The organism is Psychromonas sp., from assembly GCF_047632955.1.
GTDB lineage: Bacteria > Pseudomonadota > Gammaproteobacteria > Enterobacterales > Psychromonadaceae > Psychromonas.
In genome coordinates, this window is sequence record NZ_JBLIED010000020.1 from 18,640 (window position 1) to 32,473 (window position 13,834).

Annotated in this window: 11 protein-coding genes and 5 tRNA genes; 9 read left to right on the forward strand and 7 right to left on the reverse strand. The window is 40.8% G+C overall.

The annotated features are described in order from the left end of the window. Nucleotides 1–19: 19 nt before the first annotated feature. On the reverse strand, nucleotides 20–2,278 hold the full coding sequence (gene ptsP, locus ACJAZP_RS12540; protein WP_415231085.1) for a phosphoenolpyruvate--protein phosphotransferase: 2,259 nt from the start codon (nucleotides 2,276–2,278) through the stop codon (nucleotides 20–22). A gap of 27 nt (nucleotides 2,279–2,305) precedes the next feature. After that, complete coding sequence (rppH, locus tag ACJAZP_RS12545) at nucleotides 2,306–2,851, reverse strand: RNA pyrophosphohydrolase (RefSeq protein WP_415231086.1); 546 nt, start codon at nucleotides 2,849–2,851, stop codon at nucleotides 2,306–2,308. 627 nt (nucleotides 2,852–3,478) lie between these two features. Between rppH and mutH the strand changes: the two genes are divergently transcribed. Both mutH and ACJAZP_RS12555 read left to right on the forward strand, forming a co-directional pair. After that, a complete protein-coding gene (gene mutH / locus ACJAZP_RS12550) occupies nucleotides 3,479–4,153 on the forward strand; it encodes a DNA mismatch repair endonuclease MutH (protein WP_415231087.1) in 675 nt (224 codons plus the stop codon). 73 nt (nucleotides 4,154–4,226) lie between these two features. Next, nucleotides 4,227–4,556, forward strand: a complete 330-nt coding sequence (locus ACJAZP_RS12555) for a hypothetical protein (RefSeq protein WP_415231088.1) — start codon at nucleotides 4,227–4,229, stop codon at nucleotides 4,554–4,556. A 66-nt stretch (nucleotides 4,557–4,622) separates the two neighbouring features. Here the strand turns inward: ACJAZP_RS12555 and ACJAZP_RS12560 are convergent, their stop codons facing one another. Next, the gene (locus ACJAZP_RS12560) at nucleotides 4,623–6,197 is read right to left on the reverse strand and encodes a LysM peptidoglycan-binding domain-containing protein (protein WP_415231089.1); all 1,575 of its coding nucleotides are present in this window, start codon (nucleotides 6,195–6,197) and stop codon (nucleotides 4,623–4,625) included. A gap of 107 nt (nucleotides 6,198–6,304) precedes the next feature. Continuing rightward, complete coding sequence (gene gloB / locus ACJAZP_RS12565) at nucleotides 6,305–7,075, reverse strand: hydroxyacylglutathione hydrolase (protein WP_415231090.1); 771 nt, start codon at nucleotides 7,073–7,075, stop codon at nucleotides 6,305–6,307. Nucleotides 7,076–7,116: 41 nt separating this feature from the next. Here gloB and ACJAZP_RS12570 point away from each other — a divergent pair, with 41 nt between their 5' ends. Then, nucleotides 7,117–7,857 (forward strand): class I SAM-dependent methyltransferase, encoded by a 741-nt coding sequence (locus tag ACJAZP_RS12570; RefSeq protein WP_415231091.1) that lies wholly within the window; start codon nucleotides 7,117–7,119, stop codon nucleotides 7,855–7,857. On the opposite strand, the gene rnhA is transcribed toward ACJAZP_RS12570, so the two are convergent. After that, nucleotides 7,826–8,287, reverse strand: coding sequence for a ribonuclease HI (rnhA, locus tag ACJAZP_RS12575; RefSeq protein WP_415231092.1), 462 nt, complete (start codon nucleotides 8,285–8,287; stop codon nucleotides 7,826–7,828). The genes ACJAZP_RS12570 and rnhA overlap by 32 nt on opposite strands. Before the next feature lie 136 nt (nucleotides 8,288–8,423). Here rnhA and dnaQ point away from each other — a divergent pair, with 136 nt between their 5' ends. The 6 genes from dnaQ to ACJAZP_RS12605 all read left to right on the forward strand — a co-directional run bounded on the left by dnaQ (nucleotide 8,424) and on the right by ACJAZP_RS12605 (nucleotide 10,510). Further along, nucleotides 8,424–9,143, forward strand: a complete 720-nt coding sequence (gene dnaQ, locus ACJAZP_RS12580) for a DNA polymerase III subunit epsilon (protein WP_415231093.1) — start codon at nucleotides 8,424–8,426, stop codon at nucleotides 9,141–9,143. 289 nt (nucleotides 9,144–9,432) lie between these two features. Then, nucleotides 9,433–9,509 (forward strand) — tRNA-Asp (locus tag ACJAZP_RS12585). A gap of 57 nt (nucleotides 9,510–9,566) precedes the next feature. After that, a tRNA-Asp gene (locus ACJAZP_RS12590) sits at nucleotides 9,567–9,643 on the forward strand. 178 nt (nucleotides 9,644–9,821) lie between these two features. After that, nucleotides 9,822–9,898: transfer RNA gene (locus tag ACJAZP_RS12595), tRNA-Asp, on the forward strand. A gap of 376 nt (nucleotides 9,899–10,274) precedes the next feature. Next, a tRNA-Asp gene (locus ACJAZP_RS12600) sits at nucleotides 10,275–10,351 on the forward strand. Between the two features lie 82 nt (nucleotides 10,352–10,433). Continuing rightward, a tRNA-Asp gene (locus tag ACJAZP_RS12605) sits at nucleotides 10,434–10,510 on the forward strand. 589 nt (nucleotides 10,511–11,099) lie between these two features. Here ACJAZP_RS12605 and ACJAZP_RS12610 read toward each other — a convergent pair. Together ACJAZP_RS12610 and ACJAZP_RS12615 are read right to left on the reverse strand one after the other, a co-directional pair. Next, nucleotides 11,100–12,227 carry a PilT/PilU family type 4a pilus ATPase gene (locus ACJAZP_RS12610; protein WP_415231094.1) on the reverse strand — a complete coding sequence of 376 codons (1,128 nt, stop codon included), beginning with the start codon at nucleotides 12,225–12,227 and terminating at the stop codon, nucleotides 11,100–11,102. Nucleotides 12,228–12,355: 128 nt separating this feature from the next. After that, a complete protein-coding gene (locus tag ACJAZP_RS12615) occupies nucleotides 12,356–13,825 on the reverse strand; it encodes a heavy metal sensor histidine kinase (protein ID WP_415231095.1) in 1,470 nt (489 codons plus the stop codon). Nucleotides 13,826–13,834 lie beyond the last annotated feature (9 nt).

Consider the following 13,834-nt stretch of genomic DNA (forward strand, 5'->3'; position numbering starts at 1 on the left):
TTTTCAAGGGAATAGTGACTTACTTACCCGCGCGGATAAACCCGCCTAATCCTTTTACATTAAGATAATCTGCAAAAATAGCGCGAATATCTTTACCACTACTTGCTTTTAACGCCAGCTCTACACAATACTCTAATTCATAACGGGGTAGCGCATTAATTAAATACTTGATTCGTCCCATGTTATAGGAGTTCATGCTCAATTTGTTATAACCCAGGCCGATCAAAATTAAACAGCCGATCGGGTCACCTGCAAGTTCGCCGCAGATACTCACCTCCAGCTCAAAGCTTTTACCGCTATCTATAATTATTTTTAACGCCTGCAGTACAGCTGGATGATAACTGTCGTAAAGCGACGCCACACGGCTGTTATTCCTGTCCACCGCTAATAAATATTGGATCAGGTCGTTGCTGCCAACTGAAATAAAGTCTACTTTTTTGGCCAGTGCCGAAATCAGAAAAATAGCAGCAGGCACTTCTATCATTGCCCCTATTTCAGGCATAGGGAATGAACAATCAAGCTCAAACTTTACTTCATTCCAAGCTTGAGTAATCAGTTTATTGGCTTCGTCCACTTCTTCAATTGAAGTGACCATGGGCAGCATAATGCGCAGATTTTGATGCTTTACGCTGGCTCTTAACATCGCCCGGACCTGAACCAAAAATATCTCCGGATGATCCAAAGTAAAACGAATACCACGCCAGCCAAGGAAGGGATTATCTTCGACTATCGGGAAATAACTCAGCGGTTTGTCACCACCAATATCCAGGGTGCGCATGGTCACCGGCAACGGTGCGTACTGATCCAGCAGTTGTTGATAGACTTGAACCTGTTCTTGTTCGGTAGGAAAGGAGTCGGTCAGCATAAAAGGTAATTCACTACGGTATAAACCTACGCCCTCAAAATGCCCTGCTACTGTGCCGTATTGTTTGGCATTTAAACCGGTGTTAAGCAGTATCGACACGGCATGACCATCCAGGGTCACGGCTTTTTCATGCTGTTCCGATTCAACCAGCTTTTTTAATTCATTTTCTTCATCAAGCACCGATTGATAATAACTCACTAATGATGGCTCAGGCAGCAGAATCACGCCCCCTTCATAACCATCAATAATTAAACTTTTCTGGTTAATATTATCCAAGGAAAATTGCACGCCCATCACCGCGGGAATACCGAGTGTCCGCGCTAAAATCGCAACGTGAGAACCAATACCACCGAGAACCGAGACAATGCCCAGTAACTTTTCATTGGGAATACTCGCCAACATAGATAAAGTGACTTCATTAGCCACCAGAATCAGCTTGTCGGGCAGCTTTAAATCATCTTCGACCTGATACGTAAGATGGTATAACAAACGTTGTGCAACGTCGCGAATGTCTGAAGAACGCTGACTTAAATAGGGATCACTCATCGCTTCGAATTGTTTGATATAAGACTCGGCGACGACTTTCACCGCACTGGCGGCGCTTAAATGAGATTCATTGATTTGTACTCTGATTGCATTTAAAAAAGTTTTATCTTTTAGAATATGCGAGTAAATATCAAACAGCAGAAAGGCATCTTTTGAGACTTGTTCTTTCAGGGTTAATGCGAGGTTAGAAAATTCGTCGATGCATTTAGTCACTATGATTTCAAACAGTAGAATTTCTTTACTGATAGAGTAACTTTTCTCTATGACAACTTCCGCCAATGTCATAATAGAACGAACAACATAGGCATCCGCTATCGCAATACCTGGGCTTGCAGGCGATCCCTGAAGATAAATTGATGCTCGCGGCTGGTTTAATCGTTCAACGTCTAAACTAAATGGTTGGTCAAGTACACTGGCTAAATGCATGGCTAAGGTAAGTAAAAAAGATTCCTCTAGTTCGCTGAATAAACGCGGGCCTTTTTGCTGTACAACCAAAACGCCTAATGCTTTTCGGCGATGGGTGATTGGCGTGCCTAATAATGAATTAAAAGACTCTTCTCCGCTTCTCGGTAAATATTTGTAATTGGGATGTTCAGTTATGTTGGCAATGTTTAAAGGTTCTCCCTTCTGGTGAATCAAACCTATAATACCTTCGCCAAATTTGAGATGGGAAAAACCGACAACTTGACTTGCAAGGCCTTCACTGGCTATCAGGTTAAGTTGCGAGGCCCCCTCATCGGTAATATAAATAGAGCAACAGTCGACTTCCATGGCTAATTTGGTTTGGCACACCAGTATGTCCATAGCCTCAGTTAAATTTTTTGCATTTCCGACCTGCTCTACTATATGCCGCAATTGACTTAACATGTAAAACTCCTTCCTTAGAAAAAGCTGTTATCTTTTTTTATAAAAAGATGCCCGACGAGGCCGTTTATTCCTTTTCTTTTCTGAGTTCTTTTTCATTAATGCAAAAGCAACGGCAGAAAATTCTTTTAGTGCACAACGGTAAACTTCACACTTGAACGAGACAACCTGGCGAACAGGATACCAATAAGTTACCCATCGCCAAGCATCAAATTCAGGATTGCCGCAGGCCTCAAATTCTATTTGCTTCTCATCTGCAATCAATTGTAATAAAAACCAGCGTTGTTTCTGCCCGATGCAAACTGGATCCGGGGAGTCCCAACGAACGAGTCGTTTAGGTAATTTATAACGTAGCCAATGTCGGCTAGTTGCCAATAATTTAACGTGCTCAGGTTTTAAACCAACTTCTTCGTACAGTTCTCTATACATGGCTTGTTCGGGTGTTTCTCCCTCTTTAATTCCCCCTTGAGGAAATTGCCATGAATGCTGTCCAAATCGTTTCGCCCATAAAACCTGCGCATTATTATTACAGATGATGATACCTACATTTGGACGGTAACCGTCAGTATCAATCACTAAAGTGCCTTTTATAGGTTATGATCCATTATTTATAATTTTATGATTTTTTTATTGTTTTTAAATAATGAATGGAAATTTAAGTAATGGCGCATTCTTTCACAGATCATCAGATCCATCAAATTGTTCATCTGAAAAATGTCGGTTATCTATCAAGACGCATTTTTAGCGGATAATTTATACTGTTACATATCCACGAAAAATGTGTATAACTTTGTGCATAATAAAAGCCTTTTGTTATAATAGATCTTTTTTAAGCGATTCAAGATCTTCAAGAACCACAAAGCAGGTTTTATTCTACCATAAATAACAAAGGGTTATATAGTTTTAACATTATACTGAAATTGGACTCTGTACTTAGATCCAGTAGTATTCATGCACAATGGGATGTGCATATCTTACTCGTTCAAAAAACAAACAGTTGCAATAATAGCGCGCTTTTTAGTTTAATTATTCGACATTAATCTGTTTTTTTAAGACTATTTCAAATAATCTTTTGATTTTTTGAGTCGTTCACCGACAACACTCAGTTATCCACCAGAAAAGTGGATAACTCTGTGTAAGCAACAGGGTAAAACATGAATAACCCTGAATAATTCGAATACAGTAAATAGTAAGGTAAATAGAATGGCAGTTAATCCTCCCCGTTCAACCGCCGAACTGCTGAGCCTATGTGAGCAGATTGCCGGCCACTCTCTGGCGGAACTCGCCGAGATAGCAGGCCAGCCGATGGCTAAAGATTTACGCAGCAATAAAGGCTGGGTTGGTCAACTCATAGAGTGGCACCTCGGCGCCACCGCCGGCAGCAAACCTGAACAGGACTTTAAACATCTGGGCATTGAACTAAAAACAATTCCTATTGATCACAACGGCAAAGTACTGGAAACTACCTTTGTATGCAGCGCGCCTATTTTAAATACCGGCCGGCTGAATTGGGAAAACTCCAACGTACGCAATAAAATCAGTAAGGTTTTATGGGTTCCGGTTCAGGGAGAGCGGACAGTTCCGCTTTGCGATCGTATTGTCGGTAATAGTTTTTTATGGTCAGCCAATCAGCAACAAAGCGTATTATTAGAATTAGACTGGAATGAAATAATGGAAAAAATTGCGTTGGGCCAAATAGAGTCGATCACGGCTCGCGATGGTCAAGTGATGCAGCTCAGACCAAAAGCGGCAAATGGAAAGTGTTTAACCGATGCGGTTGGCACAAACGGGCAATTAATAAAAGTTCGTCCGCGGGGTTTTTACTTAAAAAAGACATTTACACAATCAATTATTAGTCAACAGTTTGATCTAAGTTAATAAATAAATATAATTTGTCTAGAATTTAATCCATTTTTACAGTAAATTTGTTATCAGTCTTAAGGAGTTAAAGATGCCTATAAAAAAACAATATTTGAAAAGTAAACCTGTGGTTAAAGTCACATTCGAAATAGAAAAGGAAGAAGCTTTAGGCGCGAAAAGCATTGTTTTGCTTTCCGAGCACAACAACTGGTCTGCAATTGAACTTAAAAAATTCAAAAATGGCAAGTTTAAAGTGACTGAAAACATTCCAACTGACGGTAAAGAGGGTTACCAATTTATCTACATCGCCACGGCAGATCAAGGTAATGAATTCACCATCTTGCCAAGCGGTGCTGATGCATTGGTTGATAACGGTATGAATAATGGCGACAAAAATGCACTGTTAGAGATTACGCAGTAAATATTTATGTTAATAATCGATAAAAAAACCGCTTTTAAGCGGTTTTTTCATTTTTATCAACAGCTTCTAAGTACTGGATTTCTGCACTTCAATATAGAGTTCTAATTTTTGCCCCGGCTGAATATATTCACCTTTATTTAACTCGTTCCAGCGCACCAGATCAACCAGCTTGACATTAAATTTTGATGCGATGCGATGCAGAGAGTCTCCGGCGCGTACCTGATAGGTCATACGGCGAGTCGCATTTTTCTTGGGAGTGGATTTAAGCGTTTGCCAAACCGTTAATTTTTGCCCTAACTGTAATGGCTCAGTACTCTTGATGGTATTCCATTTGGCTACCTCTTTAACCCTCACGTCAAAGTTACGACTAATATCCCAGAGCGTATCACCTTCGCTAACCGTGTAGATAACTTTACTTTTTCCTTTTTTGACAGCAACTTGTTGGCGTTCAAAGCGTTTTGCCTGACGATCCAAATCGCCCTGCTGGGTTTTACTTGCAATCGGAATCAGTAAAGGCTGTCCTATTTTGATAAATGAGCTGTCAAGGTCGTTAATCTGTTTTAACACATTTATCGTTGTACCATTATTACGCGCAATAAAACCGAGGTTATCACCTGAGCGCACCTTATAACGGGACCAGCGGATGCGCTCATTTTTCGCCGTATTAGCCAGCTTTTTACTGAACTGTGCGGCAACTTCTGTCGGGATAAGTAACCGATGAGGACCGTCGGGTGAGGTTGCCCAGTGATTAAAAGCGGGATTTAGTAACTGAATTTCAGCAGCCGATAACTGCGCCAATTTTGCCGCATAAGCAAGATCCAGTTGTGAGCCGGTATCCACGTAAGTGAGTACCTGCTTATTCGCTATCACAGGCAGTTCAATACCATACTTTTTATGGTTGCGTAAAATATCCACTAAGGCTAACAGTTTCGGGACGTACTCTTGAGTCTCTCTGGGCAGCGACAAATGCCAATAATCGGCCGGTTTATTGTGTTTTTTATTAGCGCGAACCGCCCTTTCTACTCGTCCTTCTCCTGAGTTATATGCCGCAAGTGCATATAACCAATCTTCATCTAAATATTTATGTAATATGTCCATATAGGTTAAAGCCGCGTCCGTGGAAGCGTAAATATCACGACGGCCGTCGTACCACCAGTCTTGAGTCAAGCCGAATCGTACCCCGGTACCGGGCATAAATTGCCACAAGCCGGAAGCATGACTATGCGAATAAGCAAAGGGATTAAAAGTACTTTCTACAACAGGTAACAGGGCAAGTTCAAGGGGCAGGTTTTTTGCTTCAATCTGTTCAATAATAAGGTATAGAAAAGGCTCTGCCCGTTTTGAAACTTGCGCCAGATGATTTGGGTGCTTTAAAAAATAGTTCCGCTGTTTAGCGACACGGGCGTTGTCAGGCACTTCAAATTTAAAACCCTCCGCTAACTTTAACCAAAGATTATCATAACTACCAGAAAGGGGCTTTTCGAGCAGAAGAGGAACCATTTCCTGCTCTGTGCTATGACTTAATGTCACCTGTTGTTTCGCTTCCGATTTTTTTATGGATGGCGCGGATTCATCTAACTGATCAGTGCTGGTACAGGCGGTAACAAGAAACAAAACAAAAACCGACAGAAAAAATTTCATAAAAATACCACCCACTGTGAATAAGCCGCATATTCTAGCTTAATTTGCCCTAATACCAAATTGATTAATTCAGCCGAGTGGCAAAACACCTATTCAAAGAAGGTAAATTAAAAATTATCTTTATACTTACGCAGCGCGCTAAAACAGCTGAGCGGATCATTTAACGCTTTACCTAAATGACTTTGTAACTTGTTAATAACAGTTAGTTGCTCACAGCGCAGGAATGGATTGATGGCCTTTTCGAGCCCTATTGTTGACGGGATAGTCGGCTGTCCCTGCTGACGTTTTTTACTGACTTGTTGTATATAATTTAATAAGGCCTTATTTTTAGGTTCAATATGATGTGCAAAAATTAGATTATTTTGAGTATATTCATGAGCACAATATACTTTTGTATTTTCAGGTAACAATGCCAGACGAGATAACGCTGCAAACATCTGTTCGTAACTGCCTTCAAATACACGACCGCAGCCACCTGAAAACAGCGTGTCTCCGCAAAATAACAGGCGTTCATTATAAAAAGCAACATGATCCAGGGTGTGCCCGGGCACGTCCATCACTCGCAATGAAAGTCTAGCGTCAAAAAAACTCAAACTATCACCATCATTTATTAGCCGGCAACGATCAAACAATTTGTTTTTACTATAGATTGAGATTTCCTCATCCAGTACCGATAATAATGCTTCAACACCCGCAATATGATCATAATGATGGTGTGTTAAAAGAATAGCATCTACAATCAACTGCTGATTTTCTAACATTTCTAAAACCGGCGCTGCATCACCGGGATCAATAATGATACAGTGTTGACTTTGACTATCTTTGATAAGCCAAATATAGTTATCCTCAAATGCTTTAATTGTTATTATATTTTCCATCACATAACCTCTATTTAATTTAACTTGGAGCGGCTGAACACATGAGGACTGCCAAAACATCTCGACTTTTACCCCCTCTAAGCTCCTGGCAACAATTACCTAACGGGGAGTCGCTGCATCAACAAACACAGCAACGTATTGATGATTACCTTGAACAATGCTTTGGTTACAACCTTTTGAAACTGGGGCATTTAAGTTGTCAAATCAACACTTTCAACTCAAGAATCCCTCATCAGATAAACTGCGCAAGCAGCGGTGATAATATCACCCTGCAAGCTGATATAAACCAGTTGCCGCTGCAAAATTCGACAATCGACCTGTGCATTCTGACCCATGAATTAGATTTTTCAAGCGATCCTCATCAATTGTTACGGGAAATAGACAGGGTTTTAGCCCTTGATGGTACGTTAATTATAAGTGGTTACAACCCGATAAGTTTGTTTGGCTTGCGTACCGCACTTCACCCTAAAAACCCGAAGAATGCACGTCTTTTTTTACCTAACCGAGTGATCGATTGGTTGCATTTATTGGGCTTTAAAATTCAGCAAAAACAACACTTTGATTTTCTATCGCACAATTTAAAGAGCACCTGCTCACTTTTTATTGAGGATTTCGGGCAGCGTTACCTGCCCTATTTTTGCAGTGTTTATTTTATTATCGCAAAAAAGAAAACCATCCCCATGACGCCAATAAAGTATCCCTTTAAATTTAAAGGAAAAATGGTGACCGGCCAAGCAGTCGCAACCCGCACTAGCCCTTGTAACCAACATCCTCCTGAGTAGGATTATCTTCTGCAGCCTGACGGGCAAGATCGTCACAACGCTCATTTTCAGGGTGTCCGGAGTGACCTTTAACCCAATGCCAGGTCACTTTATGCTTCTCCTGCGCCGCATCCAATGCTTTCCACAGGTCGACATTTTTAACCGGCGCTTTAGCGGAGGTTTTCCAACCACGCTTTTTCCAATTATGAATCCATAACGTTATACCCTGACGCACATACTGACTGTCGGTTGTTAACTCAACTTCGCAGGGCTCGGTTAAGGTTTGCAGTGCTTTTATGCAGGCTAACATCTCCATGCGATTGTTAGTGGTGAGCAAAAAACCTTCCGATAACTCTTTGCAGTGTTCATTATAAATCATCACGGCGCCGTAACCGCCCGGTCCCGGGTTACCTAAACAGGAACCATCTGTAAAAAGTTTAATTTTTTTCATTCATCTGCCAAATTGATTAATTATTATAAATCCACCCACTTCATTATCAAGTACCAGTGTCTTGAGGTAATTTGGGTATAGGTGGTAAACTATACGGCTAATATTAAAATTATTAAAACTATTAATTGAGATCCCCATGAACACAGACAAAATGAGACGACAGGTAGTCTTGGATACAGAGACGACGGGTATGAATAAAGATGGCACTATTTATGTCGGCCATCGGATCATTGAAATTGGTTGTGTTGAAGTTATTAACCGACGCTTAACCGGCCGGCATTTTCATGTTTATACAAAACCGGACCGTGAAGTCGACCCTGAAGCGGTTACTGTTCATGGTATTACCGACGAATTTTTACAGGATAAACCCGCATTTAGTGAAATTGCAGATGAGTTCATAGAATTCATAACCGGAGCTGAATTAATTATCCATAACGCGCCCTTTGACGTCGGCTTTATGGATCAGGAGTTTCGGTTTTTAAATAAGAGAACAAAACCAACCGCTGAAATTTCGACCATCACCGATACGTTAGTGATGGCAAGAAAAATGTACCCCGGTAAACGCGCCAGCCTTGATGCTCTGTGCCGGGAACTTGGTATTGATAATAAACACCGGGTTCTGCACGGCGCATTATTAGATGCGGAAATATTAGCGGATGTTTACCTGCTGATGACCGGCGGGCAAAAAAAGCTGAATCTTTCAAGTTCCGGACAAAATGACACTAATACGGGAAAACGTGCGCGACAGTCACAATCGCCTCTCTCTATTATCAGAGCCAGCGAAGATGAACAGCAGGCACATGAAAAACGTTTAGATCTTATTGAAAAGTCAGCTGCTTGCCTATGGCGGGAATAAAAATAGTTGGGTTAAGATTATAACGCGACAATGGATTTAAAAGCGACATTGAAGCAATTAACAAACAAGCCATTACTTTATTGTAAGCCTTCCAAAAAGCGCTACACAACCAAGCTCTAAACTGTAAAATAAGATAAAAAACAAACACAATGACGATAAAACGAGCGATCGGAAAAGTTAAAGGGAAATATTGGCATTTTTTTGTTTTTCTTTATTGACTCTGTAAATGCAACTCCGTATTATCGGCGCTTCAACAAACGTAGTCTAAAACTACGGATTGATGCTAACTGGAGTGGTAGTTCAGTTGGTTAGAATACCGGCCTGTCACGCCGGGGGTCGCGAGTTCGAGTCTCGTCCACTCCGCCAATTTTATATAAAATTGAGGAATGTTAGCTCAAATGTTGAATCTGATAATTATCACGTGGAGTGGTAGTTCAGTTGGTTAGAATACCGGCCTGTCACGCCGGGGGTCGCGAGTTCGAGTCTCGTCCACTCCGCCAACTATCATACTTAGGTATGAGTTATAATTATCAAACGTTTAAACTGTAATACTCACGTGAAGTGGTAATTCAGTTGGTTAGGCTTCTTGCTTAACATAGTCGGCCTGTCACGCCGGATTCGAGTTTTTATTCGAATAAAGTTTATTAAAACAGTGATGCTAGTACTGTAATACTACGTGGAGTGGTAGTTCAGTTGGTTAGAATACCGGCCTGTCACGCCGGGGGTCGCGAGTTCGAGTCTCGTCCACTCCGCCAACAGTATTATTGAACAAACAAAATGTTATTATCTGATTAATATTAGTTAATAACGATTTATGTGTAACCAACATATAAGTGAAGAAAGCTGTAACACACTCATGGAGTGGTAGTTCAGTTGGTTAGGCTTCTGGCTTAACATAGTCGGCCTGTCACGCCGAGGTTTGAATTTAAACTCAAATTAGAGTGATATTTATGTGTAACCAACACATAAAGTGAAGAAAGCTGTAACACACTCGTGGAGTGGTAGTTCAGTTGGTTAGGCTTCTGGCTTAACATAGTCGGCCTGTCACGCCGAGATTTGAATTTAAACTCAAATTAAAGTGATATTTATGTGTAACCAACACATAAGTGAAGAAAGCTGTAACACACTCGTGGAGTGGTAGTTCAGTTGGTTAGAATACCGGCCTGTCACGCCGGGGGTCGCGAGTTCGAGTCTCGTCCACTCCGCCAACTTCATACTCAGGTATGTAATGAACGATGTGTACAACAGTCAATCTGTAATGTGAGTTATAGAATAATAGAAGATTTTAGTGGAGTGGTAGTTCAGTTGGTTAGAATACCGGCCTGTCACGCCGGGGGTCGCGAGTTCGAGTCTCGTCCACTCCGCCAATTTCCTTTTATGACCTTAGTAACAAACTTCCCTATTTTTATTCCTGCTATGAACAATCTTTAGTTAGTAAATATAAAATTACATAAAATATTTCATAAAGCGGCAGTCCAGTTGCTTACCTCTTGCTTTAAAGAAAGCCGACCAATCACACCAGAGCTCACCAATTCGAGTCCCGTTAACCAAGCCAATTTCCTTTTATGACCTTAGTAACAAACTTCCCAAGTAATACTCCCCTATTTTTATTCCTGCGATGAACAATCTTTAGTTAATAAATATAAAATTACATAAAATATTTAAGAAACCTGCAGTTCAATTGCTTACCTATTGTTTTAAAGAAAGCCGAGCAATCACACAAGAAGTTACAGGTCAGAGCCCCCTTTCCCAATGTTTTTTAATACCTTTATCCACCTTGCTACCTAATACTAATCGGCTTAATGCTGTGCTCTCTATTTGAGGAAGTGCGACTTCAGGCGAGCCGGTGCTTTTGCGCGCTTAAAATCACATTTAAAAATATACAAACTGAGCATTAAGTAATGCAGACTAGTATTAATGCTAATCTGCATTTAATAACAACAGAAGCTAAATGGATTAATCCATCATTGATAATGTCAAACCGCCTGGTTTTTTATCACTTTCTTCAAGCTCTTCAGCAATACCACCACGATGCAACTTAAATTTAAGGAGCAAATTAGTGGGTGAATCTGAATTTTTCACGGCTTCCTCTTCGGTGATTTTACCTTCAATCACAAGATCAAATAACGCGCCATCAAAGGTCTGCATTCCCAACCCTTTGGATTTCTCCATGACCTCTTTCAGCAAACCAAACTCGCCGCGTTTAATGATATCGCGCACCGTCAGGGTTCCCATCATGACCTCTATGGCGGCACAACGCTTACCGTCAACCGTTGGAATCAAACGTTGAGAAATAAACGATTTCAAGTTATTGCCTAAATCACTTAATAGTTGGGGGCGGCGATCTTCCGGAAAGAAGTTGATAATACGGTCCAGTGCCTGGTTAGCATTATTCGCGTGCAATGTTGAAATAGCTAAATGCCCGGTTTCAGCAAAGGCTAAGGCATGCTCCATCGTTTCTCTATCGCGAATTTCACCAATTAAAATGACATCGGGAGCCTGACGCAGCGTATTCTTTAAGGCCGCATGAAAACTGCGCGTATCAACCCCCACTTCACGCTGATTGACGATACTTTTTTTGTGTTTGTGGACAAACTCAACCGGATCTTCGATGGTAATAATATGCCCGGAGAGGTTGCTATTGCGGTGATCAATAAGGGCCGCTAATGAGGTTGACTTACCCGATCCCGTTGCGCCGATAAATAAAACTAAACCACGTTTAGCGGTGATCACACTTTTAAGTATTTCCGGAAGTCCCAGTTCATCAAAGCTGGGAATATCAATTTTAATATTACGCACCACGATTGCAACTTCATTACGTTGCTTGAAAATATTCACGCGAAAGCGTCCAACTTTAGAAATTGATATTGCCAAGTTCATTTCGAACTCTTGATCAAAGGCCAGTTGTTGTTCACTATCCATGATTGAAGCGGCTATTTTCGCAATTTCTCCTGGCCTAAAAGGAGTGTCCGTTAAGGCTTTTAAGGTTCCTTGAAATTTAGCTGAAGGGGGAGCACCCGTTGACAGGTAAAGGTCAGAGCCATCCTGACTCGACAGGATATTGAGCATCTCTTCAAATTCCATTTTTAATTCCTAAATTAATTATTATTTTCTGGCGATAAAAATCAAATTATAAAGAAGACTTGCCAATTAACAACTTAAAAGACCTATCTCTTTTCCTTCCGGCTTTATGCGCAAAGCACTTAACAATATTAACTCAATCCATTCAAGGCAAAGGTAAAGGTTGTCTCTTTATCCTTTGAACGCACAGAAACGCTTCCTCCATGGACTTTAGCGATAGATTGAGTGATGGCCAGACCGAGTCCGACACGCTCGAGAGAGCAGCATGTCCTTGCTTTATCTGCACGGTAAAAACGCTCAAACAAGTGCGGCAACTCTTCCTCGGGAATAGTCAGACCACAATTAACCACATCAACGATAACACTTCCTTTAATGTTAGAAATATTAATGGTTATTTCACTGCCCTCAAAGCTATGGTATATGGCATTAGAGAGCAAGTTACTAAAGGCACGGCGTAACATTAATTTATCGCCCTTCACTGCCGCTTGTCCTTGCGATTTAAGGGTAATGTTACGATCTTCTGCAAGCGCATCATAAAATTCAAAGAGATCGGCAATCTCCTGATCCAGTAAAATAGGCTCAGCAGAAGGTGTAATTATTGCATTTTCAGTTTTTGCTAAAAACAGCATGTCTGAAATCATTTTTGCCAGACGTTGAAACTCTTCTGCATTAGCGCCGAGCGTCATCAGATATTCTTTTTTACTGCGCGGCTGCGATAATGTTACTTGAGTCTGCATCATTAAATTATTAATAGGGCTGCGCAGTTCATGGGCAATATCAGAAGAGAAGTTTTCTAAACGCTGAAAAGCATCTTCCAATCGCGCCAGCATAGAGTTGAGGGTTGTTGATAATCCGGCGATTTCAACCGGTAAATTATCAACGGGCATGCGCTGTTTGATATCTTTTCCTGATACTAAAGTGGCTTTTTCCGATAATATTTTTAATGGCAGTAACCCGCGGTAAGTAACAAACCACTGCAATAGCGCACTGAGCAGTGCACCAATCACTATAAATTTGAGTAACACCTCATTTAAGTTGGCTAAAAAGTCACGGTGGTGGTTAATATTAAGCGCCAGTGTAACTACTACCGATGAATGGCTGGCATCTTTTAATGTAAAGCGGAACTGCTTACCACGATAAAAGTTATCTTTATCCTGCCATTCTAATAAATTGTCTTTCAGATTTTCGATATCTTCTGGCTGAGGCTCTCTTGCACCCACTTGATAATTATATCTTGGTCTCAGCGTATCTAAATCAGAATCAATAAAACGTTGCGTATTCCCATTTAAAATACTATCGGGAAAGCGAATTTTATCAGAGATATAAAGTACTATTTTATCATCGGGGTTATCTATTTTAATCGCGATTCCTTCGAGTTTCTCCATCTTTCCGGCAATTTCAGAAAAGTCTTTATTGAGATGAGTTTTGGCAATAAGCTCTTTCATCATATGCGCTTTATTGTTTAAAATAAAAGTGTCTTCCCTTAAGAAATAACCAACAATTTCATTTTTTAAACACCAGGATAATAAGCATAGGGTGACGATTGCAGCCATCGTAAAAAACCAGGTGAGGCGCAGAGTTAAAGAGCGTTGCAGGATCATACTTACTCC

Excerpts from the sequence above, each read along its gene's own strand:
- mutH (WP_415231087.1), top strand. The coding sequence starts at position 3,479 with ATGGCAGTTAATCCTCCCCGTTCAACCGCCGAACTGCTGAGCCTATGT.
- ptsP (WP_415231085.1), bottom strand. The coding sequence starts at position 2,278 with ATGTTAAGTCAATTGCGGCATATAGTAGAGCAGGTCGGAAATGCAAAA.
- ACJAZP_RS12560 (WP_415231089.1), bottom strand. The coding sequence starts at position 6,197 with ATGAAATTTTTTCTGTCGGTTTTTGTTTTGTTTCTTGTTACCGCCTGT.
- ACJAZP_RS12610 (WP_415231094.1), bottom strand. The coding sequence starts at position 12,227 with ATGGAATTTGAAGAGATGCTCAATATCCTGTCGAGTCAGGATGGCTCT.
- ACJAZP_RS12555 (WP_415231088.1), top strand. The coding sequence starts at position 4,227 with ATGCCTATAAAAAAACAATATTTGAAAAGTAAACCTGTGGTTAAAGTC.
- rnhA (WP_415231092.1), bottom strand. The coding sequence starts at position 8,287 with ATGAAAAAAATTAAACTTTTTACAGATGGTTCCTGTTTAGGTAACCCG.
- ACJAZP_RS12615 (WP_415231095.1), bottom strand. The coding sequence starts at position 13,825 with ATGATCCTGCAACGCTCTTTAACTCTGCGCCTCACCTGGTTTTTTACG.
- dnaQ (WP_415231093.1), top strand. The coding sequence starts at position 8,424 with ATGAACACAGACAAAATGAGACGACAGGTAGTCTTGGATACAGAGACG.
- gloB (WP_415231090.1), bottom strand. The coding sequence starts at position 7,075 with ATGGAAAATATAATAACAATTAAAGCATTTGAGGATAACTATATTTGG.
- ACJAZP_RS12570 (WP_415231091.1), top strand. The coding sequence starts at position 7,117 with ATGAGGACTGCCAAAACATCTCGACTTTTACCCCCTCTAAGCTCCTGG.